At 62.4% G+C, this 26,071-nt stretch carries 25 protein-coding genes; 17 read left to right on the plus strand and 8 right to left on the minus strand.

Annotated features, from left to right (window positions below; all coding sequences use genetic code 11):
* Positions 1–74 precede the first annotated feature (74 nt).
* Positions 75–419: a hypothetical protein gene (locus tag SOP95_RS17530; RefSeq protein WP_274074409.1), complete on the plus strand. Its 345-nt coding sequence runs from the start codon at positions 75–77 to the stop codon at positions 417–419.
* A 95-nt stretch (positions 420–514) separates the two neighbouring features.
* On the opposite strand, the gene trxA is transcribed toward SOP95_RS17530, so the two are convergent.
* From trxA to SOP95_RS17545, 3 genes are all read right to left on the minus strand, one after another.
* On the minus strand, positions 515–1,387 hold the full coding sequence (gene trxA / locus SOP95_RS17535; RefSeq protein ID WP_323607769.1) for a thioredoxin: 873 nt from the start codon (positions 1,385–1,387) through the stop codon (positions 515–517).
* Positions 1,388–1,519: 132 nt separating this feature from the next.
* Positions 1,520–2,176: a class I SAM-dependent methyltransferase gene (locus tag SOP95_RS17540; RefSeq protein ID WP_323607770.1), complete on the minus strand. Its 657-nt coding sequence runs from the start codon at positions 2,174–2,176 to the stop codon at positions 1,520–1,522.
* Positions 2,173–2,637: a YbaY family lipoprotein gene (locus SOP95_RS17545; protein ID WP_323607771.1), complete on the minus strand. Its 465-nt coding sequence runs from the start codon at positions 2,635–2,637 to the stop codon at positions 2,173–2,175. Before SOP95_RS17545 ends, SOP95_RS17540 begins: the two co-directional genes overlap by 4 nt.
* A gap of 118 nt (positions 2,638–2,755) precedes the next feature.
* On the opposite strand from SOP95_RS17545, the gene nrdR reads away from it, so the two are divergent.
* From nrdR to SOP95_RS17605, 12 genes are all read left to right on the plus strand, one after another.
* Complete coding sequence (gene nrdR, locus SOP95_RS17550; RefSeq protein WP_003228656.1) at positions 2,756–3,220, plus strand: transcriptional regulator NrdR; 465 nt, start codon at positions 2,756–2,758, stop codon at positions 3,218–3,220.
* On the plus strand, positions 3,217–4,350 hold the full coding sequence (ribD, locus tag SOP95_RS17555; protein WP_323607772.1) for a bifunctional diaminohydroxyphosphoribosylaminopyrimidine deaminase/5-amino-6-(5-phosphoribosylamino)uracil reductase RibD: 1,134 nt from the start codon (positions 3,217–3,219) through the stop codon (positions 4,348–4,350). The genes nrdR and ribD overlap by 4 nt, the downstream gene beginning before the upstream one ends.
* Positions 4,351–4,397: 47 nt before the next feature.
* Positions 4,398–5,060, plus strand: a complete 663-nt coding sequence (locus SOP95_RS17560; RefSeq protein WP_007906836.1) for a riboflavin synthase — start codon at positions 4,398–4,400, stop codon at positions 5,058–5,060.
* Between the two features lie 32 nt (positions 5,061–5,092).
* Positions 5,093–6,184: a bifunctional 3,4-dihydroxy-2-butanone-4-phosphate synthase/GTP cyclohydrolase II gene (ribBA, locus tag SOP95_RS17565; RefSeq protein ID WP_274074413.1), complete on the plus strand. Its 1,092-nt coding sequence runs from the start codon at positions 5,093–5,095 to the stop codon at positions 6,182–6,184.
* A gap of 91 nt (positions 6,185–6,275) precedes the next feature.
* Positions 6,276–6,752 (plus strand): 6,7-dimethyl-8-ribityllumazine synthase, encoded by a 477-nt coding sequence (ribH, locus tag SOP95_RS17570; protein ID WP_003228649.1) that lies wholly within the window; start codon positions 6,276–6,278, stop codon positions 6,750–6,752.
* Complete coding sequence (nusB, locus tag SOP95_RS17575; protein ID WP_008053839.1) at positions 6,749–7,249, plus strand: transcription antitermination factor NusB; 501 nt, start codon at positions 6,749–6,751, stop codon at positions 7,247–7,249. The genes ribH and nusB overlap by 4 nt, the downstream gene beginning before the upstream one ends.
* An 18-nt stretch (positions 7,250–7,267) precedes the next feature.
* Positions 7,268–8,233 (plus strand): thiamine-phosphate kinase, encoded by a 966-nt coding sequence (thiL, locus tag SOP95_RS17580; RefSeq protein WP_323607773.1) that lies wholly within the window; start codon positions 7,268–7,270, stop codon positions 8,231–8,233.
* The gene (locus SOP95_RS17585; RefSeq protein WP_046815881.1) at positions 8,230–8,733 is read left to right on the plus strand and encodes a phosphatidylglycerophosphatase A family protein; all 504 of its coding nucleotides are present in this window, start codon (positions 8,230–8,232) and stop codon (positions 8,731–8,733) included. The genes thiL and SOP95_RS17585 overlap by 4 nt, the downstream gene beginning before the upstream one ends.
* A 24-nt stretch (positions 8,734–8,757) precedes the next feature.
* Positions 8,758–9,495 (plus strand): substrate-binding periplasmic protein, encoded by a 738-nt coding sequence (locus SOP95_RS17590; protein ID WP_323607774.1) that lies wholly within the window; start codon positions 8,758–8,760, stop codon positions 9,493–9,495.
* Positions 9,496–9,676: 181 nt separating this feature from the next.
* Entirely contained in the window at positions 9,677–10,294 is a 618-nt protein-coding gene (gene ribA / locus SOP95_RS17595; protein WP_180204442.1) for a GTP cyclohydrolase II, read from the plus strand.
* Positions 10,291–10,710, plus strand: coding sequence for an MFS transporter (locus SOP95_RS17600; protein ID WP_323607775.1), 420 nt, complete (start codon positions 10,291–10,293; stop codon positions 10,708–10,710). Before ribA ends, SOP95_RS17600 begins: the two co-directional genes overlap by 4 nt.
* Complete coding sequence (locus SOP95_RS17605; RefSeq protein ID WP_323607776.1) at positions 10,710–11,510, plus strand: cobalamin-binding protein; 801 nt, start codon at positions 10,710–10,712, stop codon at positions 11,508–11,510. The genes SOP95_RS17600 and SOP95_RS17605 overlap by 1 nt, the downstream gene beginning before the upstream one ends.
* 138 nt (positions 11,511–11,648) lie before the next feature.
* Here SOP95_RS17605 and SOP95_RS17610 read toward each other — a convergent pair whose 3' ends face one another.
* The 5 genes from SOP95_RS17610 to SOP95_RS17630 all read right to left on the minus strand — a co-directional run bounded on the left by SOP95_RS17610 (position 11,649) and on the right by SOP95_RS17630 (position 18,070).
* Complete coding sequence (locus SOP95_RS17610; RefSeq protein ID WP_323607777.1) at positions 11,649–13,532, minus strand: TonB-dependent receptor domain-containing protein; 1,884 nt, start codon at positions 13,530–13,532, stop codon at positions 11,649–11,651.
* 119 nt (positions 13,533–13,651) lie between these two features.
* The gene (gene dxs, locus SOP95_RS17615; protein WP_323607778.1) at positions 13,652–15,550 is read right to left on the minus strand and encodes a 1-deoxy-D-xylulose-5-phosphate synthase; all 1,899 of its coding nucleotides are present in this window, start codon (positions 15,548–15,550) and stop codon (positions 13,652–13,654) included.
* 91 nt (positions 15,551–15,641) lie between these two features.
* On the minus strand, positions 15,642–16,529 hold the full coding sequence (gene ispA, locus SOP95_RS17620) for a (2E,6E)-farnesyl diphosphate synthase (RefSeq protein WP_274074420.1): 888 nt from the start codon (positions 16,527–16,529) through the stop codon (positions 15,642–15,644).
* Positions 16,526–16,768: an exodeoxyribonuclease VII small subunit gene (locus SOP95_RS17625; protein WP_007894317.1), complete on the minus strand. Its 243-nt coding sequence runs from the start codon at positions 16,766–16,768 to the stop codon at positions 16,526–16,528. The genes ispA and SOP95_RS17625 overlap by 4 nt, the downstream gene beginning before the upstream one ends.
* Before the next feature lie 162 nt (positions 16,769–16,930).
* A complete protein-coding gene (locus tag SOP95_RS17630; protein ID WP_323607779.1) occupies positions 16,931–18,070 on the minus strand; it encodes a Fic family protein in 1,140 nt (379 codons plus the stop codon).
* A 276-nt stretch (positions 18,071–18,346) separates the two neighbouring features.
* Here SOP95_RS17630 and SOP95_RS17635 point away from each other — a divergent pair, with 276 nt between their 5' ends.
* From SOP95_RS17635 to SOP95_RS17650, 4 genes are read left to right on the plus strand one after another with little or no spacing between them, the layout of a single operon-like run.
* Positions 18,347–19,135 carry a YfaP family protein gene (locus SOP95_RS17635; protein ID WP_323607780.1) on the plus strand — a complete coding sequence of 263 codons (789 nt, stop codon included), beginning with the start codon at positions 18,347–18,349 and terminating at the stop codon, positions 19,133–19,135.
* A gap of 35 nt (positions 19,136–19,170) precedes the next feature.
* Positions 19,171–20,883, plus strand: coding sequence for a DUF2138 domain-containing protein (locus SOP95_RS17640; RefSeq protein WP_323607781.1), 1,713 nt, complete (start codon positions 19,171–19,173; stop codon positions 20,881–20,883).
* Complete coding sequence (locus SOP95_RS17645) at positions 20,853–21,518, plus strand: DUF1175 domain-containing protein (protein WP_323607782.1); 666 nt, start codon at positions 20,853–20,855, stop codon at positions 21,516–21,518. The genes SOP95_RS17640 and SOP95_RS17645 overlap by 31 nt, the downstream gene beginning before the upstream one ends.
* On the plus strand, positions 21,515–26,071 hold the full coding sequence (locus SOP95_RS17650; protein ID WP_323607783.1) for an alpha-2-macroglobulin family protein: 4,557 nt from the start codon (positions 21,515–21,517) through the stop codon (positions 26,069–26,071). The genes SOP95_RS17645 and SOP95_RS17650 overlap by 4 nt, the downstream gene beginning before the upstream one ends.

Consider the following 26,071-nt stretch of genomic DNA (forward strand, 5'->3'; position numbering starts at 1 on the left):
AGTGTGACTGCCTGCTTGGCGTTGCACAAGCCCCGTGGGAGCATGGGTGCGAAGAAATGTTCGGGAGCTGACTCATGTTGCGAATTCGCGGAAGCATCGGCGACTGGCCGGTGGATTTGACGCTGGAGATGGATGACGCCGACTGGGCAAGGCTGGGTGCGCAGTTGAAAGTGGAAAAAACCGAGGTCAGTGCTGCGCCAGTGGCGAAACCGCTGAATCAGGACGATGCGCTGTGGCAGGTCGCCAAAGATCTGCTGCGCAAGGCCGGGCAATTGAGCGGGCCGCAATTACTCGATCAACTGGAAGGGCTGACCGGCAGTGCGGCGGCGGGCAAGCGCCTGTTGGTGCGCTTGCGGCATAGCCCGGACGTGAAGGTGCAAAGTGGCGCGGATACGCCGATTTTCCACTGGATCGAATAAACCGCAAAAGATCGCAGCCTGCGGCAGCTCCTACAAGGGCAACGCATATCCCCTGTAGGAACTGTCGAGCGAAGCGAGGCTGCGATCTTTTGATCTTAATAAAGCGCAGCAAACAACTTGCGACGGTACGTCGTTACCAGCGGATGATCGTTACCCAGCAGTTCGAACACCTGCAGCAAGGTCTTGTGCGGCAGACCCTCGCTGTAGCTGCGATTGCGAATGAACAGCTTGAGCAGTCCATCCAGCGCCGCGTCGTATTGCTGGCGGGCCAGTTGTTGAACGGCCAGCTGATAGACCGCTTCATCGTCCTGCGGGTTTTTCGCCAGGCGAGCCTTCAAGTCGGCGGCATCCGGCAAGTCCTTGGCCTGGCCGAGGAACTTGATCTGCGCCTTGGCGCCGGCCAGGGCGGCCTTGTGCTCATCGCTCTTGACCGCATCGAGCACGGCTTGCGCTTCACCCAGCTCACCGCGCTCGGTGAGACAGCGGGCGTAGAGAATCAGCGCCTTGGCGTTGGTGTTGTCTTCGCCCAGCAGCACTTTGAGCAGGGCCTCTGCATCGGCGAAACGGCTGTCGTCGAACAAGGCCAGGGCCTGTTCGAACGGATCGGCGGCGGCCGGTGGCGGCATTTGCACATGGGGCTCGAGCAGCGCGCGCACGGCCGACTCCGGCTGCGCACCGGCAAAACCATCGACCGGCTGGCCATCCTTGAACAGCACCACGGTCGGCAGGCTGCGAATACCGAAACGGGCGACGATGTCCTGTTCGAGGTCACAGTTGACCTTGGCCAGCAGCAGTTCGCCCTGATAGCTCTCGGCGATGGTCTGCAGCATCGGCATCAGCACCTTGCAGGGCGCACACCATTCGGCCCAGAAATCCACCAGCACCGGTTTGTGGAAGGAGTTCTCGATCACCGACTGGTCGAAATCGGCAGTCGTGGCGTCGAAGATGTACGGCGTTTGCTGACTCATGGGCAATCTCGTAAAAGCGTGAATAGGTGAACTATAAGGCGTGGCGCAAAAGATCGCAGCCTTCGGCAGCTCCTACAGGTTAAACCGCATCCCCGTGTAGGAGCTGCCGCAGGCTGCGATCTTTTAGCGGCTTCAGCCGCGCCGAGCGTGGTAGAGGCTCACATGCCGAAACTCTTCCGGCTCGGCCAGGTCCGGCAAGGTCATCGCTTCAAGCATTTCAATGCGCCGATACAACGGATGGCGAAAATCCCTCACACGCGAATCCGCTACCAGAGCCTCCTTGCCACGACTCAGGAATTCATCAAGCAGAGGCAGGTTCGCCCTGTCGTACAGCACATCCGCAACCAGAATCAGATCGAAACGATCGGCCTCGGCGAAAAAATCCGTCGAGTAAACGAGCTGTACGTCATTGAGCTCGGCATTCGCCCGACAGGCGGCAACCGCCAGCGGATCCAGGTCGCAAGCCACCACTTCCAGCGCCCCGGCCTTCACCGCGGCGATCCCGGCCACGCCGGAGCCTGCGCCGAAATCCAGCACGCGCTTGCCCTTGACCCACTCAGGGAAGTCGGCGAGGTAACGCGCCACCGCCAGGCCACTGGCCCAGCAGAAGCTCCAGTACGGCGGTTCGTGCAGAATCCGCCGGGTTTCTTCCGGGCTGAACGCGCGATCCATGTTGTCGCCATCGATCAGCCACAACTTCAGGTCGGTCCCCGGTAATTCACAGGCAACCAGTCGCGCATCACCCAGCAGTTCCCCCAAGGCCTGTTGCAGGTCGTGCGGTGCACTCATGGGGCTTTGACGAATTGCAGCTGGCCCAGGGCCTGGGTGGTCGGCTGGCTAATCCGCTGTGACGGCAGATGCAGGATCAACTGGCCGGACTGGCTGGCGCGGCCACGAAGTTCTACACGGGCACCGGCCGGGAACGAATCCGGGTTGAAGCGCAGGTGAAACGGAAGTACCTGGTTGTTGCCGATCAGGCTCGAACTGGCCAGCAATTGCTGTGGACGGTCTTTGTCGTCGATCACCAGCAGCGCCAGTTCCACTTCAGCACCTGTCGGCACACCTTGCAGCGTACCGCTCAGTTCGCGCTGATAGGCCGGCAGCGGGCCGAGGTTCGCCGATTCCCGGGCTTTCTTCTGCGCCTGTTCCGGTGCAGGGCCTGGCGTTGGCGGCTGCGGCTGGGGTGTATCGCTGCTGCAGGCGACCAACAGGCTGAAAAAACTGAGCAAAACGAGTGGTCTCAGGGACATTTGCGGCTCCGGCAACACGTAATCCATATATAGCCAATCTGTATACCGCAAACCCTATGGCTTGTCTTGCCACCCGGATGCGCTACCATGGCCCTCCCTTTTTTTGTTGCCTGCCACCATGCACTGTCCCTTCTGCGGTGCCAACGACACCAAGGTCATCGACTCGCGTCTGGTCGCCGAGGGCGAACAGGTGCGCCGCCGGCGTGAATGCCTGGCCTGCGGCGAACGTTTCACGACGTTCGAAACCGCTGAACTGGTGTTGCCGCGCCTGATCAAAACCGACGGCAGTCGCCAGCCGTTCGACGAAGAAAAACTCCGCGCCGGCATGCAGCGGGCGCTGGAAAAGCGCCCGGTGAGTGTCGAGCGCCTCGAGTCGTCGCTGGTGCACATCAAACACAAACTGCGCGCCACCGGCGAGCGCGAGGTCAAGTCCCTCGTGGTCGGTGAGCTGGTGATGGCCGAGCTGCAAAAGCTCGACGAAGTCGCCTATATCCGCTTCGCTTCGGTGTATCGCCGCTTCCAGGACCTCAACGAGTTCCGCGAAGAGATCGATCGCCTGGCCCGGGAACCGGTGAAAGAATGACCACGTCAGCAGAGCTTGCCGTCCTCGACGCCCATTACATGGCCCGTGCTTTGGAACTGGCGCGCAAAGGTCATTACACGACCCACCCCAACCCGCGAGTCGGCTGCGTGATCGTGCGCGGCGGGCAGATCGTCGGCGAAGGCTGGCACGAGCGCGCCGGCGAACCCCACGCCGAAGTCCACGCCCTGCGCGCCGCCGGTGAGCTGGCCCGGGGCGCGACCGCTTACGTGACCCTCGAACCCTGCAGTCACCACGGGCGCACGCCACCGTGCGCCGATGCGTTGGTCAACGCCGGTGTGGCGCGGGTCGTGGCGGCGATGCAGGACCCGAACCCGGAAGTCGCCGGTCGTGGTCTGCAGCGCCTGGAGCAGGCCGGCATCGCCACCGAAAGCGGCGTGCTGGAAGGCGAGGCGCGCAAGCTCAATCAAGGCTTCCTTAAGCGCATGGAGCATGGCTTGCCGTTCGTGCGGGTCAAGCTGGCCATGAGCCTCGACGGTCGCACGGCAATGGAAAGCGGCGAAAGCCAGTGGATTACCGGCCCGGCAGCGCGCTCGGCGGTTCAGCGTTTGCGTGCTCAGGCCAGCGTGGTGCTGACCGGCGCCGATACGGTGCTGGCGGACAACGCCCGTTTGACCGTGCGCGCCGATGAACTCGGTCTGGACACCGAACAAGCCGCACTGGCCATGAGCCGTCCGCCGCTGCGTGTGTTGGTCGATGGCCGCCTGCGGGTGCCGCTGGATGCGCCATTCTTCAAGGCAGGTCCCGCGCTGGTCGCTACCTGCGTGGCAGTGGAAGAACAATACGCCAACGGCCCGGAGTGCCTGATCGTGCCGGGTTACGATGGGCAGGTCGATCTTCGTCAGTTGCTGGTCGAACTCGCCAACCGTCAGGTCAATGAAGTGTTGGTCGAGGCCGGACCACGGCTGGCGGGTGCCTTTGCCCAACTCGGTCTAGTGGACGAGTTCCAGATTTTCATCGCCGGCAAGTTCCTGGGTTCTTCGGCGCGGCCGTTGCTGGATTGGCCGCTCGCGCAAATGAAGGATGCGCCCGAGCTCAAAATCACCGAAATTCGCGCGGTTGGCGATGACTGGCGGGTCACTGCCATTCCTTTGCCAGTCGCCAGCGTATAATTCCCGGCCATCGTTATAGCGCTGGCCCTGTTCTCGAGGAGGACTCCATGTTTACCGGCATTATCGAATCCATCGGCAGTATTCGTGCATTGACCCCTAAAGGTGGAGATGTGCGGGTCCACGTCGAAACCGGCAAGCTCGACCTGAGCGACGTCAAGCTGGGCGACAGCATCGCGGTCAACGGCGTGTGCCTGACGGCGGTTGAACTGCCGGGCAACGGCTTCGCGGCTGACGTCAGCCGTGAAACCCTCGACTGCACCGCCATGAACGACCTGAAAAGCGGCAGCCCGGTCAATCTGGAAAAAGCCCTGACCCCGACCACTCGCCTCGGCGGGCACCTGGTCAGCGGTCACGTCGACGGCGTGGGCGAAGTGGTTGCCCGCACCGAGAACGCGCGGGCCGTGGAATTCCGCATCCGCGCGCCGAAGGACCTGGCCAAGTACATCGCCCACAAAGGCTCGATCACCGTCGACGGCACCAGCCTGACCGTGAACGCGGTCGATGGCGCCGAGTTCCTGCTGACCATCATTCCGCACACCTTGAGCGAAACCATCATGGCGTCGTACCAGCCAGGTCGCCGGGTGAACCTGGAAGTGGATTTGCTGGCGCGTTATCTGGAGCGCCTGCTGTTGGGTGACAAGGCCGCAGAGCCAACCTCCAGTAACATTACCGAAAGCTTTCTGGCCGCCAACGGCTACCTCAAATCCTGAAGCTCAAAATTTCGAAAGAAGGGGGGTGCCTTGTGGCGCTCAATAGCATCGAAGAACTGGTTGAAGACATCCGCCAAGGCAAGATGGTCATCCTCATGGATGACGAAGACCGCGAGAACGAAGGCGACCTGATCATGGCCGCCGAGTGCTGCCAGGCCGAGCACATCAACTTCATGGCCAAGCACGCCCGTGGCCTGATCTGCATGCCGATGAGCCGCGAGCGCTGCGAGCTGCTCAAGCTGCCGCTGATGGCGCCGCGCAACGGCTCCGGCTTCGGCACCAAGTTCACCGTCTCGATCGAAGCGGCCACCGGCGTCACCACCGGCATCTCCGCCGCCGACCGTGCGCGCACCGTGCAAGCGGCTGCCGCCCGTGATGCCAAGGCTGAAGACATCGTCAGCCCAGGCCACATCTTCCCGCTGATGGCCCAGGCCGGCGGCACCCTTGCCCGCGCCGGCCACACCGAAGCGGCGTGCGACCTGGCGCGCATGGCCGGTTTCGAGCCGAGCGGGGTGATCTGCGAAGTGATGAACGACGACGGCACCATGTCCCGTCGCGCCGAACTGGAAGCCTTCGCCGCCGAACACAACATCAAGATCGGCACCATCGCCGACCTGATTCACTACCGGATGATCCACGAACGTACCGTTCAGCGGATTGCCGAGCAGCCTCTGGACAGCGAACTGGGCCAATTCAACCTGGTGACCTATCGTGATTCCGTGGAAGGCGACGTGCACATGGCCCTGACCCTGGGCAACGTGTGCGCCGAAGAACCTACCCTGGTGCGCGTGCACAACATGGACCCGCTGCGCGACCTGCTGATGGTCAAGCAACCGGGCCGCTGGAGCCTGCGCGCCGCCATGTCCGCCGTTGCCGAGGCCGGCAGTGGCGTGGTGCTGTTGCTCGGCCACCCGCTCGATGGCGACGTGTTGCTGGCGCATATCCGCGAAACTGCCGACCACGCGGCGGTGAAAAAACCGACCACCTACAGCACTGTGGGTGCCGGTTCGCAGATCCTGCGCGACCTGGGCGTTCGTAAAATGCGCCTGATGTCGGCACCGATGAAATTTAATGCGATATCCGGTTTCGATCTGGAAGTTGTAGAATACGTGCCCTCCGAATAATGACCGGTCGTATCCGGCCCTGTATTCGCGGTTCAAATATCACTGAGGGATGCGTACGAGACGCGTCCCGGCTCTTTAAGAGATCTAACGAATGACCCTGAAGACCATCGAAGGTACCTTCATCGCCCCTAAAGGCCGCTATGCTCTGGTAGTGGGCCGTTTCAACAGCTTCGTCGTTGAAAGCCTGGTCAGCGGTGCTGTTGATGCCCTGGTTCGCCATGGCGTAAGCGAAAGCGACATCACCATCATCCGCGCTCCTGGCGCCTTCGAAATCCCGCTGGTTGCGCAGAAAGTCGCTCAGAAGGGCGAGTTCGCGGCAATCATCGCACTGGGCGCGGTCATTCGTGGCGGTACTCCGCACTTCGAATACGTGGCTGGCGAGTGCACCAAGGGCCTGGCCCAGGTGTCCATGGAGTTCGGCGTTCCGGTCGCTTTCGGCGTGCTGACCGTTGATTCCATCGAGCAAGCCATTGAACGTTCCGGCACCAAGGCCGGTAACAAAGGTGCCGAAGCTGCCCTGTCCGCTCTGGAAATGGTCAGCCTGCTGGCGCAGTTGGAGGCCAAGTGATTAGCGACGAAAGCGATCGTTTCAACCCGCGCGATCCAAAACCTGCGGATGCTGGCAAGCCATCGAAAAGCGTCAAGCGTCGCGAAGCCCGTCAGCTCGCGACCCAGGCGCTGTACCAATGGCACATGGCCAAGCAGTCGCTGAACGAGATCGAAGCGCAGTTCCGGGTCGATAACGATTTCACCGATGTCGATGGTGCCTACTTCCGCGAGATCCTCCACGGGGTGCCGCAGTTCAAGACCGAAATCGACACGGCGCTCACGCCTTGCCTGGACTTGACCATCGAAGAGCTGGACCCGGTTGAACTGGCGGTTCTGCGCCTGTCCACCTGGGAGCTGCTCAAGCGTGTCGACGTGCCGTACCGCGTTGTGATCAACGAGGGTATCGAACTGGCCAAGGTCTTCGGTTCCACCGATGGGCACAAGTTCGTCAACGGTGTGCTCGACAAGCTGGCCCCACGTCTGCGGGAAGCTGAAGTGAAGGCGTTCAAGCGCTGATTGGCGCTTGATTCAGCAATGGGTGAGTTTGAGCTGATCCGCAATTTCTTCGCCGCCGCGCCTTGTGCGCAGGGCGGCGAAGGCGTTGCCCTGGGGATTGGCGACGACTGTGCCTTGCTGGCTGTGCCTCCCGGGGAGCAGTTGGCGATTTCTACCGATACGCTGGTGGCCGGTGTGCATTTCGCCGACCCCTGCGATCCGTTTCTGCTCGGTCAGCGCTCGCTGGCCGTAGCGGTCAGCGACCTGGCCGCCATGGGCGCCACCCCCATTGCCTTTACCCTTGCCCTGACCTTGCCGACGGTGACCGCCGATTGGCTGCAGGCCTACGCCCGTGGTTTGAACCTCATGGCGCAGAGCTGCGGCGTGGCGCTGGTGGGCGGCGACACCACCCGCGGGCCGTTGAGCCTGACCATGACCGTGTTCGGTCGGGTGCCGGGTGGCCTGGCCTTGACCCGCAGCGGCGCGCGGCCTGGCGACTTGCTGTGTGTCGGCGGCGAGCTGGGCAATGCCGCTGGCGCCTTGCCGCTGGTGCTCGGCGAGCGCGACGCTGAAGCCGCCATCGCCGCGCCGTTGCTGGCGCATTACTGGTCACCCCAACCGCAGCTTGGCCTGGGGCAGGCGTTGCGCGGCAAGGCCACTTCAGCCATGGATATCTCCGACGGTCTGCTCGCCGATTGCGGACACATTGCCCTGGCTTCGAAAGTCGGGGTGCTGATCGAACGGGATCGCTTGCCGCTGTCCAAAGCACTGGTGGCCTTCCTCGGCCAGCCGGGCGCGCAGAGCGCCGCCCTGAGTGGTGGCGACGATTACGTATTGGTCTTCACCATACCGTCCGTCGAGTTACCGCCACTGGTGGCCGACGGCTGGCCGATCCATGTGATCGGGCGGATCGTGGCGGGGCAGGGCGTGACGCTGATCGATACCGATGGGCATGACATCACCCCGCAAACCCGGGGCTATCAACATTTTCGGGAGACACCGTGACAGATCATCCCAAACAGGTCCCGGCGGAATTCGTACCGCCCTCGGTCTGGCGCAATCCCTGGCATTTCCTGGCGTTCGGTTTCGGCTCGGGCACCTTGCCAAAGGCTCCAGGCACCTGGGGATCGCTGGTTGCGCTACCCTTTATCCCGTTATGGCAGATGTTGCCCGACTGGGGTTACTGGCTGATGCTGGGCATCACCATGCTGTTCGGCTTCTGGCTGTGCGGCAAGGTGGCCGATGATTTGCGGGTACACGACCACGAAGGCATCGTCTGGGACGAGATGGTCGGAATGTGGATCACCCTGTGGCTGGTGCCGGAAGGCTGGCAGTGGCTGTTGGCAGGGTTCCTGGTGTTCCGCTTCTTCGATATCCTCAAGCCGTGGCCGATTCACTGGGTTGACCGGCATGTGCATGGAGGCGTCGGCATCATGCTCGATGATGTATTGGCCGGGGTGTTTGCCTGGTTGGCGATGCAGGGGCTGGTATGGATTTTCGCCTGAGGGATTAATTAGGGAGAACTAGGGATGGCTCGACGCTGGTTGGTAACGATGGTGTTTATGGTGTTCGGTGCACTTGCCCAGGCGCAGGAGGCATCCACCCCGCCATCGGTGATTCATCTGGCCAGCGAAGACTGGGAAGACTACACCGCTGCCGACGGCCACGGCCTGGGCTGGGACGTGTTGCGCAAAGTCTTCGAGCCAGCGGGAGTCAAGCTGGACATCCGCAGCGAACCCTATGTGCGCTCGATGGGGCTGGCCGAGCGCGGTGAGGTCGACGCCTGTGTCGGCTCCTACCATGAAGAATCCAGCGACGTGCTTTATCCGCGCTGGAACTTCGATACCGACCATATCTATGCCCTGGGCTTGGCCAGCAGCCCGCAACCGACCCCGCAAACCTTGGGTAATTACCGCCTGGCGTGGGTGCGTGGCTACGATTTTCAGGATTATCTGCCCAATATCCGCCGCTACAACGAAGTGTTGCGGCGTACCGGCATCGTTTCGATGCTGACGCAGAACCGCGCCGACTTCTACATAGATGCTCTAACTGAAGTCGATTGGGTGCTCAGTCGGGCGAAGGATCCTTCCCAGTTCCGCCGCACGCATATTGCCGAATTGCCGTTGTACCTGTGCTTTGCCAAGACCCCGGCGGCCCGCAGCCTGATGGAACTGTTCGACCAGCGCATGGCGCAGTTGGTGAAAAGCGGTGAGCTCAAACCGATCTTCGAGCGCTGGAAGCAACCCTATCCGTTCGATGAGAACTAACCTGTAGGAGCTGCCGCAGGCTGCGATCTATTAAAATCAAAAGATCGCAGCCTGCGGCAGCTCCTACAGAGATCAAACTTTTTGATTGTTATGGCCGATAATTCAGCCTAAGCGTCGGTTGGAACCTGCTGTTACAATGCCGGCCTGCGAATCTTCAGACTTTTAGATCAGGAGCACACCGGTGCCTGTCGTTTTTGTCGCCGCTTCCAAGCTGCCAACGCCTTTTGCGCAATTCATCATGCACGGCTTTCTCGATGAGGCCACCGGCCGCGAGCACGTCGTGCTGAGCCTGGGCGAGATCGCCGACGGTGCCCCGGTACTCGGCCGGCTGCACTCCGAATGCCTGACCGGCGATGCCCTGTTCAGCCAGCGTTGCGACTGCGGCTCGCAACTTGAGGCCGCGCTGCAGGCCATCGCCCGTGAAGGTCGGGGCGTGTTGCTGTACTTGCGTCAGGAAGGCCGTGGCATTGGCCTGCTGAACAAGATCCGCGCCTATGAGCTGCAGGACGGCGGTGCCGACACCGTTGAAGCCAACGAGCGCCTGGGCTTTGCCGCCGACCAGCGTGACTACGCCATGTGCCTGCCGATGCTTGAGCACCTGGGGGTGAAATCCCTGCGCCTGATGACCAACAACCCGCGCAAGGTCAAAGCCTTGACCGACATGGGCATCGCGGTCGCCGAGCGCGTGCCGCTGCACACCGGGCACAATCCGCACAACAAACTCTACCTGGCGACCAAGGCCAGCAAACTCGACCACATGATGGGCAACGAACATCAGGGCGAGGTAGGCCGGGCGTGACCCGAGGCCAGGTGCGGCGGCGACTGTCCGTCAACTGGTGGCAATACCTGGCGTTGGCCTTGTTGCCGCTGTTCGTCATCAACGCCGTGTTCGGCCAGAGCGAGGCCATCCTGCCGGTGCTGGCGATGCCCTTGTTCATCGCTGGTGTCGCCTCGATGTTTGTCAGCCTGAAGTTCTTTGGCGGCTACAAACATGCGCTGATCGCCACCCAGAAAGCCCTCGACACCCCTGAAGAGCCTGGCGCCTGGATCAGTCTGGCGGCCAAGCGGCGCACGGCGTTCCTGGCAGCAGGCCTGCCGGCGTGGATCGGTGCATTGGCGGTGTTCGTCGGCCTCGAAGCGGTGCCGCTGATGCTGCTGGCGCTGTCGACTGCCGTGCTGTTCTACCTCTACCGTATTCCGCGTCAGCTCGGTTGATGCGTCCTGTCTGGCTGGCGGTGTTGCTGCTGGCCGCCAGTGGCTCGGCAGTCGCGGTCGAACGGGTTGTCAGCCTTGCGCCGTCGCTCTCTGAAATTGTCGTTGAGCTGGCTTCGGCCGACTTGCTGGTTGGCGTGCTGGATGCCGGCGAGCGTCCCGCCGAACTCAAGGATCTGCCCTCCGTTGGCCGCTACGGCCAACTGGACATGGAGCGGCTGCTCAGCCTCAAGCCCGACTTGCTGCTGCTCTGGCCCGGCAGTGTCGGCCCGGCCCAGCGTGAGCAACTCAAGCGCTTGAGCATTCCGACCTACGTCGCCGAACCCCATGATTTCGAACAGCTCACCGCGCAGATCGAGGCGATTGCCTTGCAGCTTGGCCGGCCTGAGCATGGGGCTGCGCTGGCTGGCAATTTGCGTCAACGCTTGGCTGAGCTGCGTCAACGCTACAGGCGCGAAGAGCCGTTGCGGGTGTTCTATCAGGTCTGGGACCGGCCACTCTATACCGTTGGCGGTGGCCAGATCATCAGCGCGGCGCTCGAAGTGTGCGGGGCGCGAAACGTGTTCGGCGATCAGACACTGCCGGCGCCGCAGGTCAGTGTCGAAGCGGTCCTGCAGCGCGATCCCGAGGTGATTCTGGCCGGTGATCAGGCGCAGCTGGATGCGTGGAAGGTGTGGCCGCAGGTGGCGGCGGTGCGGCAGGGGCAATTGCGGTGGGTGACGGATAAAGGCCTGGAGCGGCCGAGTGGGCAGATGATTGAGGCTACGGCCAAGTTGTGCCGGTTGATAGCGCCCGAACGCTGAGACCGAGTTGCGGCCCTTCGCGAGCAAGCCCGCTCCCACATTGGATTTCAGTGGACACCGATTTTGTGTACGACAGAGGTCAAGTGTGGGAGCGGGCTTGCTCGCGAAGAGGCCAGACTGGCCAACAAAAACTTCAAATCAGAGCCCAGGCGTCCAGGTCGCCCCAAACATCCACGCCCGACCCTCCTCGCGATACCCGTACTGGCTGCCTTCATGGCTGTACAGCGCCCGGCTGTATCCCTTGTCCAGAAGGTTATCGACCTTCAGCTCCAGGCTGACTTCACGATTGAGCGCCCAACTGCTGCGCAATCCCAACAATCCATAACCCCCCAATGGCTGTTGATTGTTCAAGTCGTCATAGCTGCTGCTCACAGCTTGCCAGCTGGCGCCCAGGCCCAGGCGGTCGAACTGGCGGTCCAGATCCCAGCTCAACGTACGCCGGGCACGACGGGCCAGGGTATGCCCGGTGTCGCGGTCCCGCGGGTCGATGATCGCCACGCCTAGGTTGCTCTGCCAGCCGAACAACTGCTGTTTCAACGCCGCTTCAAAGCCGTTGATCCGCGCCGAGGCGACGTTTTCCGGTCGTGAGTTGCTGCCGAAGATGATCGCGTCTTCGAGGTCCGTGCGGTACAGCGAGGCTTCCAGGCGACTGTTCTCGGTCAGTTGGCTGCGCCATTGCAGCTCGTAACTTTTCGAGGTCTCGGGTTTCAGGTCCGGGTTGCTGAAGTCCGGGTAGTACAGGTCGTTGAAGGTCGGAGCGCGGAAACCTTCGCTGTAGGTCAGCAGCACGTCGTTGTCCGGGTTCAGCGGCAGGGTGAAGGTACCGCTCCAGCTGTTATGGCCGCCGAACTGCTGGTTCTGGTCGCGGCGCAGGCCCAGCTCGGTGGAGAAGCTGTCGGCCTGGTAGCGATGCTGGATAAAGGCAGCGCGGTTCCAGCGACTGTCCTCATCGAACGGCGTGCTGCTGTTGACCCGGTCCTGGTACCAGTCGCCGCCGAGGATCAGGCTGTTGTGCTCGTTGAGTGTCAGGTCGTTCTGCCAGTTCACCGAATCGCGGTAGGTGTTGAACACGCTGCGTTCATCGCTGAGCTTGTCGAACGTCTTCTCGCGGTTTTCGCTATGGCCGAATTCGACGCGGGTTTTCCACAGGTCGTTGACCCGTGCGTCGACGTAGCTGCTGACGCTGCTCACATCGAATTCGTTGTAGGGCTGCTGCTGGACTGACTCGAAAGTGTCCAGGTCGAAGCGGCCAAACGGATTGTCATATTCGCTCTTGCCACGGTTATCCAGCAGGTTGGCGCCGATCTCGACGTCGTCGCTGAGGGCGTGACTCAGGCTCAGGCTCAGGGATTTGTTGCGGTATGCGTCGTGATCGCCGTCGCTGGGATACGACTCATGGGTGCGATCGATCCCGGCGGTTTCATCGAGGCTGGCGCCGAGGTTGAAGCGGGTCTGCTCATCGCCACCGGACAAACCGAGGCTGCGCTCCCAGGTCTGGTTGCTGCCAAAACCGACATGCAGGCGTGGCTGCAGGCCGGGCTCGCTGCCACGTCGGGTGAAGATCTGGATCACCCCGCCAATCGCATCGCTGCCGTAGATCACCGAACGGGAGCCGCGCAGCACTTCCACGCGCTCGACCTGTTCGATGTTGATGTGTTGCAGATTGCTGTCGCCGGAGGACGAATTGCCGATCCGTTGGCCGTCCACCAGCACCAGGCTCTGGGCCGACTGCGTGCCGCGAATGTAGATCCCCGGCAAGCTGCCGCGTCCGCCGGTTTGTGCCACTTGCACTCCCGGTACACGGCGCAGCAGATCAGTGACGCTGTTCGGTTGCAGTCGGTCGATGTCTTCGCGGGTGAATACCGTGTTGGCGGCGCTGCTGTCGTTGCGCGCCTGGACCTGGCGGTTGGCGCTGATCAGCACGTCGGGCAGTTTCAGGGCCTGGTCGCGTTCGAAGGAGTCGGCCAGCAGGTGTCCGGACGGCAGAAGCGTCAGCGTCAGGGCGAGGCGAAAGAAATTCATGGTCAATTTTTGTGCATCAAGGACGGCGCGGTCCTTGTAGGAGCTGGCTTGCCAGCGAAGCTCTTGGCGTCCTAGAGGGCGCCATCGCCAGCAAGCCGGCTCCTACAGGGGGATTGGGTTTACAAGTTGAGCAGTTGCAGGCGTTCGCGGATCGATGCTTCGATCCCGGCCTCATCCAGCCCGCACTCCGCCAGCATTTGCGCCGGCTTGGCATGCTCGACGTAAACATCCGGCAAGCCCAGGTGCAGCATCGACTTGAGGATGTTCTCGCGGGCGAGGAACTCACTGACCGCGCCGCCGGCGCCGCCCATGATGGCGTTTTCCTCGACGGTCACCAGCAGTTCATGGCTGCCGGCAATCTCGCGAACCAGTGCTTCATCCAGCGGTTTGACGAAACGCATGTCGACCACGGTCGCGTCCAGCGTCTCGGCGACTTTCAGCGCCTCGGCCAGCTGTACGCCGAACACCAGCAGGGCGACCTTGCTGCCCCGACGGCGAACCACACCCTTGCCGATTTCGATCGGCTCGAGGTCTTTCTCAATGGTCGCATTCGGGCCATTGCCGCGCGGATAGCGCACGGCCGCCGGGCCTTCGTACAGGTGGCCGGTGGTGAGCATCTTGCGCAGTTCGTTTTCGTCGCTCGGGGTCATCACCAGCATGCCGGGGATGCACCGCAGGAACGACAGGTCGAAGCTGCCCGCATGGGTCGGGCCGTCTTCGCCGACCAGGCCGGCACGATCGATGGCGAACAGCACGTCGAGGTTCTGCACCGCGACGTCGTGCACCAACTGGTCATAACCGCGCTGCAGGAAGGTCGAATAGATCGCCACCACAGGCTTGGCGCCTTCGCAGGCCATGCCGGCCGCCAGGGTCACGGCGTGTTGCTCGGCAATCGCCACGTCGAAGTAGCGCAGCGGGAAACGTTCGCTGAAGGCCACCAGGTCCGAGCCTTCCTTCATCGCCGGGGTGATCCCGACCAGGCGCGGGTCGGCAGCCGCCATGTCGCACAGCCACTCGCCGAACACGCCGGAGTACTTCGGCCCGCTGGCTTTTTTCGGCGGGTTGGCCGGCGCATCGACAGGCTCGAGCTTGGTGATGGCGTGGTAACCGATCGGGTCGACTTCAGCCGGGGCGAAGCCTTTGCCTTTCTTGGTGACGATGTGCAGGAACTGCGGGCCCTTGAGATCACGCATGTTGCGCAGGGTGGCGATCAGGGTGGGCAGGTCGTGGCCGTCGATCGGGCCGATGTAGTTCCAGCCCAGCTCTTCGAACAGGGTGCCGGGCACCAGCATGCCCTTTGCGTATTCTTCGGTGCGGCGGGCGATTTCCCAGGCACCCGGCAGACGCGACAGCACTTTCTTGCTGCCCTCGCGCATGCTCGCGTAGGTGCGGCTGGAGAGGATCTTCGCCAGGTAGTTCGACAAGCCGCCGACGTTGCGCGAGATCGACATGTCATTGTCGTTGAGGATCACCAGCATGTTGGCGTCCACTTCCGGCGCGTGGTTCAGCGCTTCGAACGCCATGCCGGCCGTCAGTGCGCCGTCGCCGATCACGGCAATCGCCTTGCGCTCGCTGTTCTGCAGGCGGGCGGCAATCGCCATGCCCAGGGCCGCGCTGATCGACGTACTGGAATGGCCGACGCCAAAGGTGTCGTACTCGCTCTCGGAGCGGCGCGGGAAGGCGGCAATACCGTCCTTCTGGCGCAGGGTGCCCATGCGCTCGCGACGACCGGTGAGGATCTTGTGTGGATAAGCCTGATGACCTACGTCCCACACCAGCCGGTCGTCCGGGGTGTCGAAAACGTAATGCAGCGCGATGGTCAGCTCGATGACGCCCAGGCCTGCACCGAAATGCCCACCGGTCTGGCCGACCGTGTAGAGCAATTCCAGGCGCAACTCATCGGCCAGGGTTTCCAGCTCGGCTTCGCCTAACCGGCGCAGGCCGTCCGGCGTGTTCGCGCGGTCGAGCAGGGGCGTGGTCGGGCGCTTGCGGGGAATCTCATGGAACGTCGTGGGCATCAGGCGAATCGTTATAGGTATAAAAGATGCGGCAGTTTACCTGATGCATCGGCCCCTGCCCACGCGTTGGTCTTTTTTGGCGGATACGCCGTCAGCTGCGGCGCGAGACGATGTAGCGGGCCAGGTCGCGCAGGGGCTCGGCAGCCGCGTCAAACGGTCGCAGCGCGTGCAGCGCCTGATCGCGCAGTTCCAGGGCATAGGCCTTGGCGGCGTCGAGGCCGAGCAGGGCCGGGTAGGTTGGCTTGTCGCGGGCAATGTCGGCGCCCTGGCGTTTGCCAAGAGTTTCGGTATCGCTTTCGACGTCGAGAATGTCGTCCTGGACCTGGAAGGCCAGGCCGATGGCCTGTGCATAAGTCTGCAGGGACTTGAGTTCGTCCTTCTCGGCGCGACCGCTGGCCAAGGCGCCGAGCTTGACGCTGACTTCGATCAGCGCGCCGGTCTTGTGCCGGTGCATGTATTCGAGCGCCTGCTGATCGAGCTTCAGGCCGACCGAGCCAAGGTCGATGGCCTGGCCGCCGACCATGCCCGCCGGACCCGCCGCCAGGGCCAGCGCACTGACCATTTGCAGGCGGATCTCGGCGTCGGCATTGCTCAGGCGCGGGTCGAGCAGGGCGCTGAACGCCAGGCTCTGCAAGCCATCGCCGGCGAGGATCGCGCAGGCTTCATCGAATTTTTTGTGCGTAGTCGGCTGGCCGCGACGCAGGTCGTCGTCGTCCATGGCCGGCAAATCGTCGTGCACCAGCGAATAAGCGTGGATCAGTTCCACTGCGCAGGCCGCGCCGTTGGCCTGCTCGGCCTTGCCGCCCAGGGCTTCGCAGGCGGCGTAGGCCAGCAGCGGGCGCACGCGCTTGCCGCCATTCATCACGCTGTAGCGCATGGCTTCGTACAGTCGCGCCAGCTCAGGGCTCGGCGCGGTGAACAGGGTTTCCATGGCGGCGTTGACACGGGCCTGGCTGGTCGCCGAATACGCTTCAATCATTCTGGTTGATCCGCGTCGAAGGGTTCCTCGGCCAACTCGCCGTCACGCTCGAGCAGCACCTGAACTTTTTGCTCGGCCTGGGCCAGCGCCGCCTGGCAATCGCGGGTCAGGCCGATGCCTTGCTCGAAAGCGGTCAGCGAGTCTTCCAGCGATAATTCGCCATTCTCCAGGCGCTCTACCAGCGTTTGCAGGTCAGCGAGGGATTGTTCGAAATCCAATGCAGCTTTTTTGCGGGCCATGGCGGCGATTTCCGGTTGACGTTAAACCGGCGCGACACTAGCAGATAGGGGGTTTATGGGCAAATACACCGGCCAAGCCCCCTGTAGGAGCTGCCGCAGGCTGCGATCTTTTGATTTTGTTTTTTAGAAGCAAGATCAAAAGATCGCAGCCTTCGGCAGCTTCTACAGGGTTTCAGGATAATTGATTTGATACCGGGTACTGCGTCCGCCACCCGGTAGTCGATTCAGGCAGCCCTTCGCCAGTAGTTCAGCCAAATGACGGGTCGCGGTCGCTTTGGATACTTTCGCCACCGCTTGATATTGCGCGGCGCTGATCCCGTCCTCAAACCCTCGCTCCCCGCCATCGAGCAAGCGATTCAGTACCTTGGTCTGCTCGGCCGACAAACCGGACTGCCGGTGCGCCTGCCAGAAGCGGGCTTTGCCCAGCACCGACTCGATCCGCGCCATGGCCTGCTGCAGGCTGCGCAACAAGGTCTGGAGAAACCACTCCAGCCATTCAGTGATGTCCAGAGTGGCTTTCTGACTGTTTTCCAATACGCGGTAATAGCCAGAGCGATCTTCGAGGATGCTCGCCGACATGGCGTAAAAGCGAATCGCCTGGGCCTCGCCCTGAGCCAGTGCAAGGTCGGTGATGGCGCGAGTCAGGCGGCCATTGCCGTCATCAAAAGGGTGAAGCGTGACGAACCAGAAATGTGCGACCCCGGCCCGCAGTAACGGGTCGAGCCCCGCCTGATTCCGGCTGCTTTCAAACCAGTCGAGGAAACTATCGACCTGGCGCTCGAGGCCCTGGCGCGGCGGCGCTTCGAAGTGAACGGTCGGCCTGTCGAGGCGACCGGACACGACTTGCATCGGATCATCGCCGCGCAACGCGCCGACCCGCATGCTGCGGGTGGCGAGGTCGGTGTCCTGATCAGGAAACAACCACTCATGCCACCCAAGCAATCGTTCCAGTGTCAGTGGTTCAGCGAAATGCTGCGTGGCATCGAGCATCAATTGCGCCAAGCCTTCGCTACGCTGGCTGACATGGTTGCCATCAAGTTGCTCCAGCCCCAGCCGTCGCGCCAATGAAGAGCGCACCGAGCCGACATTCAACTGCTCACCTTCAATGGCGGACGAGGTGACGATGTTTTGCAGCAATGCATCCAGTTCACTCTGCGCACTCAGCGAATTGCCCACGGAACTGACCATGCCCGTCAATCGACCTTGTGCCTGGACGCACTCGCGCAGCAACGGTGCCAGTCGTTCGGTGTTCCAGGTGAAACTCGGCCAATCGGGCTGCTGCCAGATCCAGAAAGGTGCCATGAACTCGCTACTCTTGAAGGCGTGAGCCGATTAGAAACGCTATTCGGCTCATATAGTGAGCCGAATATGATCTTTATTCGGCTCACCGTCCAGCCGTCGGCGTCATTCGCACCTCATTTTCAGCGTTCTCCGATTGTTAGGCGCGGACTGAGCGTCTAACCTTCGCGCCATCTACGACCCGCGAGCCTGGGTCTTTCAGACGAAACGCAGTATCCGCATCTGTAACGCGCCGAGGATCAGGCGCAAGGTTTCGTCATGCATGGCAGGAGGCGTTACATGCGCTCATTTCTTTTGCTGCTGATCGGCTGGTTCTGTGCGCCCGCCCTGGCCGCGCCGAGTGCCGAGTTGTCGGAGCCGGTGGGCGGCTGGCGCTTCAACGGTTTGCTCGACCGTACGGAAAACCCGCAAGTCGCCTATCCCACGCCCCCCATCGACCGCGGTGTGCAGCGCAATCGCACGATGATCCAGGGCCAGCTCAAGGCCATCGGCGCACAGCGCGGGCCCCATACCTTGGCGGTCAACGGCAATCCGCTGAACCTGTACACCGACGATCAGGGGCGTTTTGCCCGGCCCTATGCATTCGGGGCCGGTTCCAACAGCGTCGAAGTGCGCAGTGCCGAAGGCCAGTCGCTCAAGCGCGTGCAGTTCTATGAAGCCAACAACTTGCGCACTCCGGCGCGGATTCGCGTGGTGCTGGGCTGGGACGATCCGAAAGCCGAGCTCGACCTGCACATCGTCACCCCGGACGGCCAGCATGCGTTCTGGGCGCGCCCGGCCATGAGCAATGGCGGTGGCCTGGACCCGGACGGCGTCGACGGCCCTGGCCCGGAAATGTTCACCATGACCGCGCCGCTGCATGGCACCTATCTGGTTTACGTCAACTATTGGGGCAACTTCGGTAGCGGCGGCTATAACTTCGATGAGACCAGCAACCAGAACGAGGTCATCACCTCGCAGATCAACCTGGTGCTCAACGAAAACACCGTCGACGAAAAACGCGAAACCTTCATCGTGCCCCTGCGCGCGATCGGGGATCTGCTGCTGGTCAAGACTTTCAACTATTAAGCATCCCGCTCCACGGATGAACTGGGTTTTGTGAAATGAGCGATAGCACTATTTTACCGGCGGCTGAAACACCGAGCGCCAAACCGTCCCGCCGTTGGCCGGTCATTGTGGCCGGGCTGTGTCTGGTCGCGGGCGTGGCCGCTGGCATGGGCTGGCTGATGCATAAAAACAAAGCCCCGGCACCGCAACTGGCGGCTGAAAAGCTCGGCATGAGCCGGCCTGATGGTTTGCTCGAAACCCACTCCCTGAGCCAGTTGCCCAAGGACCTGCTGGCGGTGCCGTTCCTCAAGGAAACCCTGACCGAAGATTTCGTCTTCTATTACCAGACCCATGCCGATCGCCTCGGGCTGATTGGCAGCCTGCGGCGGATCATTTACGAACACGACCTGAAGTTGCAGGACACGCTGATCGAGCAGCTGTTCGATCAACCGGCGGACGTTGCGTTGTGGCGCGGGGCGGACGGCCGGCTCAAGGATTTTCTGCTGGTGATGGATCGCGGCGGCCTGGCCAAGGTGCTTGAGCCGCTGGCGAAAGTGGCGCTGGATGATTCGCAGTTGAGCAAACTCGCGGACGTGAAAGTCGGCAACGACGACGTGGCGCTCTATCAACTCACCTACAACGCCAGCAAGGCGCTGCTGTTTGCTTCCCACGGCGACAAGCTGGTGGTGCTGTCGAATCCGACCAGGCTCTACGATCCGCAAAGTGGGGCGACGCAGGAAGCGGGCGGCGTCTCGACCCAAGCCATCGCCGCGCTGCTCAACGGCGACAAACTGTTTCCCGAGGCCTTCGGCCTGCAACCCCGCGCGCCAGAGGTGAAACAGCGGCTGTCGGTGAATGCCAGTGTGCTGGCCATGGGGTATCAGCGTTTCATCCCGAACTTCGCCGGGTTGCGCTTCGACATGGACGACAAGGGCTGGCACAGCTTCCTCGCCATGGATGAACTGGACAACCAGCCGGACTTCGATTTCAAACCGATCTGGCAAGCCATGCCCATGGGCGCCAGCGCTTGTGTGACCCTGCCGCTGGCGGCCGAACAACAGCAGCCGCTGCTGCTCAAGCTCGGTGCCGACGAGGCAGCCGCCCAGGCGCTGACCGAGCACATGGGCGGTGCGGCGGGCCTGTGCTGGTACGCCGATTCGCGGCTGTATACACCGCTGCTGGTAGCCAGCCTCAAGGATGAAGACAGTGCCAGCCTCGATGGTGAACTGGGCAAACTGTTCGGCTCGATGGTCGGCGCTTATGAAGGCAAGGTCGATGAACATGCGTTCCCGGTGGTCGAGAAGCAGGAAGGCCTGAGTCATCAATGGCAGCGCCAGGTCAGCTCCAGTTTCGGTCCCTATGCGGCAAAGGATGCATCCGATCCCGATCAGATCACCGGCAAGGCCTTCATGAAAGTCAGCCTGGCGCGTCACGGTTCGACGCTACTGTTTTCCCTCGACGACAAGCTGGTGGATAAAGCCCTCGGCACCCTCGACAAACGCTTCCCGCCGATGGCCGACGTGGTGCCCAAGGACCTGCTGATGCCGGTGTATTTCGGCCCGGACTCCATGGCCCAACTGATGCAGCGCGAAACCCTCGACAGCCTGCCGCAAGACATGGAACCGGTGTTCTACAACGCAGCGCAAACCTACCTGATCCCGAAATTGCGCAAGCTCGGCGGTTACGGCAAGTACGCCCTGACCCTGCCCGAGGGCAGTGAACCTGATGGCCACTGGCAATGGCTGCCCCTGGAGTGGAAAGCGCTGTGAACGCACTGATCCGCAGCCTCGGCGTGCTCACATTACTGTTGAGCGCGGGCGCCCGGGCCATCGACGCACCGGCGCTCGACCCACAGCAATCCCAAATATTCCGCGCCTGGTTCGTGCGCATCGCCCAGGAGCAACTGAGCCAGGGCCCGAGCCCGCGCTGGTATCAGCAGGACTGCGCAGGGCTGGTGCGTTTTGCCGCCAACGAAGCGCTGAAAGTCCATGATGACAAATGGCTGCGCAGCAATGGCCTGTCCAACCGCTACCTGCCGCCGGAGTTGCAACTGAGCGATGCCCAGCGCGGCCTCGCCCAGCAGTGGCAGCAGGGTGGTGGCAAGGTCGGGCCCTACGTCAACGCGATCAAGCTGATCCAGTTCAACAGCCAACTGGTTGGCCGCGATGTCGCACAGGCACGCCCCGGCGACCTGATGTTTTTCGATCAGGGCGACGACCAGCACCTGATGATCTGGATGGGCCGCTACATCGCCTATCACACCGGCACCACCACCCCCACCGACAACGGCATGCGCTCGGCAAGCCTGCAACAACTCATGACATGGAAGGACACCCGATGGATACCCGATGCAGCCAACCCCAACTTCATCGGCGTCTATCGACTGAATTTTCTCTCCCAATGACCGGTGCCCGCATGCTGCGTTTTCTGTCCCTGTTGTTGGTATTGGTGCTGCCTCTGTCGACGGCCAACGCCGCAGACACTGTTGAGCCCAGTGGCTACACGCCGGTGGCCGGTGAGAGTTTTTTCCTGTTGGCCGACAGCAGTTTTGCCAGCGACGAACAGGCAATGGTCCGCCTCGAAGCGCCGGGTCGCGACTACCGTCGCTTGCGCATGGAACCCTACGGCGGCGCCGACATTCGGGTGTATCGCATCGACAAGCCGCTGGATTTCCTCAAGCGCCAGAAGAACCTGCACCGGGTGGTCAGTGACGGCCAGTTCAAGGGCGAAGGCTTGTCGAATACGCTCGCCTACCTGTGGGACAACTGGTACCGCAAATCCCGTCGGGTGATGCAGCGGGCGTTTTCCTACGAGTCGCGTAAACAAGTCACCGAGCAGGTGCCGGAACTGAAAATGGGCAACGCCATGGCCGCGCCAACGCCCTACGACGCGCAGCCGCAATTCGCGCTGATTCCGGGACTGCCGGTGGTCAGCCAGTTTCGTTATCCGCTGTGGCAAACCAAACCAATCCAGCCGCCTGAAGGCGTCAACCTCGCCGGGTCTTCCAGTGAATTCGTCAGTGTCGCGCCGGGCAACGTCTACATCCCGTTGGGCCACTTGAAACCGGGGCTGTATCTGGTGGAAGCGTTGATCGGCAAGTACCGTGCGACCACCATGGTCTTCGTCTCCAACACCGTGGCGGTGAGCAAGATTGCCGGGGACGAACTGCTGGTGTGGGCCGCGCGCAAACACGAGGGTAGCTCGGTGCCCAAGGTCAATGTGCTGTGGACCGATGGCCTGGGTGTGATGAGTAGCGGGGCGACTGACGCCGATGGTTTGCTGCGCCTGAAACACGTCAGCCCCGAACGTTCGTTCGTGATCGGTGAGGATGAAGAGGGTGGGGTTTTCGTTTCGGAAAACTTCTACTACGACAGCGAAATCTACGACACCAAACTCTTTGCCTTCACCGATCGCCCGCTGTACCGGCCAGGGGATTGGGTATCGCTGAAAATCGTCGGGCGCGAGTTCAAGAATGCCCGGGATTCGGTGCAGCCAACCGCTGCCGACGTCAATGTGACGGTGCTCGATGCGACTGGTACGGCGCTGCAAAGCCTGGACCTGAAACTCGACTCCAAGGCCGGCACTCAAGGCCGTTTCCAGTTGCCGGACAACGCCGTGGCCGGTGGATATGAGCTGCGTTTCAACTACAAGGAGCAGGCCTACAGCAGCGCCTTCCGCGTGGCTGAATACATCAAGCCGCACTTCGAAATCTCCCTGAACCTGGCCAAGCAGGACTACCGCACCGGTGAGCCGGTCAAGGGCAACCTGGTGCTGCTGTATCCGGATGGCAAGCCGGTGGCCAACGCCAAACTGAGCCTGAGCCTGCGCGCCCAGCAACTGTCGATGGTCGACAACGAGCTGCAATACCTCGGGCAATTCCCGGTGGAACTGACCAGCACCGAACTGACCACCGACGCCAAGGGCAACGCTGTCCTCGATTTGCCGCCTGCGGAAAAACCGAGTCGCTACATGCTCACGGTGTTCGCCAGCGATGGCGCGGCGTATCGGGTCAAGACCACCAAGGAAATCCTCATCGATCGCGGCGCGGCGAATTTTCGCTTGAGTGCACCCCAGCGCTTCAGTGCGGTGGGCGACAAGGTTGCGTTCAGGTACGTCAACGAAAGCGAACAAAGTGCAGCGGTCACCCCGGGCAGCTATGGCTGGGTTCGCCTGGAAGACCAGAGCACTGGCGAAGGTAAACTCGCGGCAGCGGACAAGGGCTTCACCCTGGCCTTCGAGCGTCCCGGCACCTACAACCTGACACTCAGGGACGACCACGGCCGCACCCTCGGCGCCACCGGTCATTCGGTCACCGGCGAGGGCGTCAAAGCCGTACCGGGCACCGTGGAAATCGTCCTCGACAAACCCGAGTACAAAGCCGGCGACGAAGCGCTGGCGTTGATCACCTTCCCCGAGCCGATCAACGATGCGCTGCTGTCGCTGGAGCGCGATAAGGTCGAGGCCACGGCGTTGCTGTCCAAGGGCAGCGACTGGCTGAAACTGGAAAAACTCAGCGACACTCAATACCGCGCGCGCATCGTGGTAAAGGACAGCTTCGCGCCGAACCTGACCTTCTCGGTGCTGTACACCAAGGGCGGCCAGTACAGCTTCCAGAACGCCGGGATCAAGGTGATCACGCCGCAGATCGACGTGGCCATCGCCACGGACAAAGAGACCTACCGACCCGGCGACACCGTTTCGGTGGACCTGACCACGCAGTTCGCCGGCAAGCCGATCCCGGCGCATCTGACGGTCAGTGTGGTCGACGAAATGGTCTATGCCTTGCAACCGGAAATCGCTCCGACCATCGACCAGTTCTTCTACCATCCGCGCCGCAACAACGTGCGCACCAGCGCCAGTCTGTCGTTCATCAGCTACGACGTCGCATTGCCCGGCAGCCCCGGCGCGCCGGGCAAGGCCAACCGCAGCGAGCGCGGGGTGAAAGTGCTGGAGCGGCCGCGTCGCGAAGACGTCGACACCGCCGCCTGGCAACCGGAGCTTGTGACCGACGCCAACGGCAAGACCCGGTTCACCTTCAAGATGCCGGACTCGCTGACCCGCTGGCGCATCACCGCCCGGGCCATCGCCGATGACGGCCAGGTCGGGCAGAAGAAGCAGTTCGTACGCTCGGAGAAACCGCTGTACCTGAAGTGGAGCGGGCCGAGCAAATTCCGCGCGGGCGACAAACCGGGTCTCGGTGTGTTTGCTTTCAGCCAGGCGCAAAACTCGGTCAAAGCTGAGCTGGTGATTCATTACGCGGGCAGCGATCAACGGGTTCCTGTCACGCTCAACAGCGGCATCAACTACCTGCCGTTGCCAGCGTTCGAGTTGGTCAATGGCGAGTGGAGCGCCGAACTGGTACAGGACGGCAAAACCGCCGATGCCCTGGCCGTGCGCCTGAGCGCAACCGGCGAAGGTTGGCAAGTCACGCAAAGCCAGCGCCTGGACGTGGCTGGCGCGGAGACGCCGCTGAGCCTGCCGGCGGATGCCACGGATATTCGCCTGCGCCTGGATGACAGCCCGCAAGCGCTGTTCCGTGCGGCCCTCGATGACCTGCTGGGCTACCCGTATGGCAGCGTCGAGCAAACCGCCAGCGGTTTGCTGCCGCTGAGCATCGCCTATCCCGCCTTGTCGTCTAACCCGCAGGTGCGCGATCGCTTGCGTCTGATCATGCAGAACAGCCGCCTGCGCCTGGTGCAGATGGCTGGTCCTTCGGCGAGCTTCACCTGGTGGGGCATGGACGGCGAGCCGGACGCGTTTCTCACCGCCTACGCCTATTACGCCGACTGGCACGCGAGCCGGGTGCTGGAGTTGAGCCTGCCGCCGGAGCACTGGCAGCGGGTGCTGGAGGTGTACGCGAAACAGGCGAAGAGCACTCCGCTGCTGCAACGGGCATTGATCCTGTCGTTCGCCAGGCAGATGCAGTTGCCGGTCAACACCTTGCTCAGCGGTTTGATGGAAGATCTGATGCAGGCGGGTGAGGGGCGTGCCGAGAACGTCATGGACGTGGCGGGCGATAGCCTGGTCATGGGGGATCCGGATTCGGCATTGGGCCTGGCCGCTGCCCGCGTCTTGACTGCCTCGTTAGCCGCGCAATCGAAGGTCGCTTTGCCGGACGCGTTCAAGCGGCAACTGGCCGACGCGCAGCAGCGCCTGGCCAACAGCTCCGAGCCGTTTGCCGAGGCGTTGAATGCGTCACTGCAGCCTTTCGATCAGGCCCACGCGCAAGCGTTGTTGCAACGTCTGCTGCCACAGCAATCCACCCTGGAACGCGCGCTGGCACTGACGTGGTTGCAACGCAGCATCGAACAGGCCGCGCCGGCCGTGGCCCTGAAACCGGGCGACGGCTGGAAGCAGGAGCAGGGCGCCACGGGTGAAGTCTATTGGACCTGGCAAGGCGCACAGGTACCCGGCGTATTGTCGTTGAGCGGTGCGCAGGAGCGGCCACTGAGCGCCGCATTGAGCTTCCAGAGCCAGCAGCCAGCGGTCGATCCGCTGCCCGTGACCATCACCCGTCGCCTGTCGCAACTGGTGCCGGGCGATGAAGCCTTCACCTTCAAGCTGCAGCCGGTCGGCCATGCGCCGTTGTCCAGCGACAATCTGTATCTCGACGAAGTGATCCTGACCAGCAAAGCCGCCAGACCCTTGCGCTATGGCCTGCTGGAAGTACCGCTGCCACCGGGCGCGGATGTCGAGCGCACGACCTGGGGCATCAAGCTCATGGGCAAGGCCGGGACCGAACCGTCGGCGCTGGAGAAGGCCCGTTTCGAGCCGGGACAAATGGCCTACGCCGTTCCGGTGGATGCCTTGAGCGGCGAACTGCGCCTGCGTCACCTGGTGCGTTTCTCGCAGAAAGGCCAGTTCAACCTGCCACCGGCGCGCTTCACCCAGGTCTATGCGCCGCAGCATCAGGCTCAGGAGCAGAAGCCGGCGCTCGGTCAGGTGACGGTTCACTGA

The sequence above is a fragment of the Pseudomonas sp. YuFO8 genome, from assembly GCF_035065025.1.
In the GTDB taxonomy this organism is placed as follows: Bacteria; Pseudomonadota; Gammaproteobacteria; order Pseudomonadales; family Pseudomonadaceae; genus Aquipseudomonas; species Aquipseudomonas putida_AE.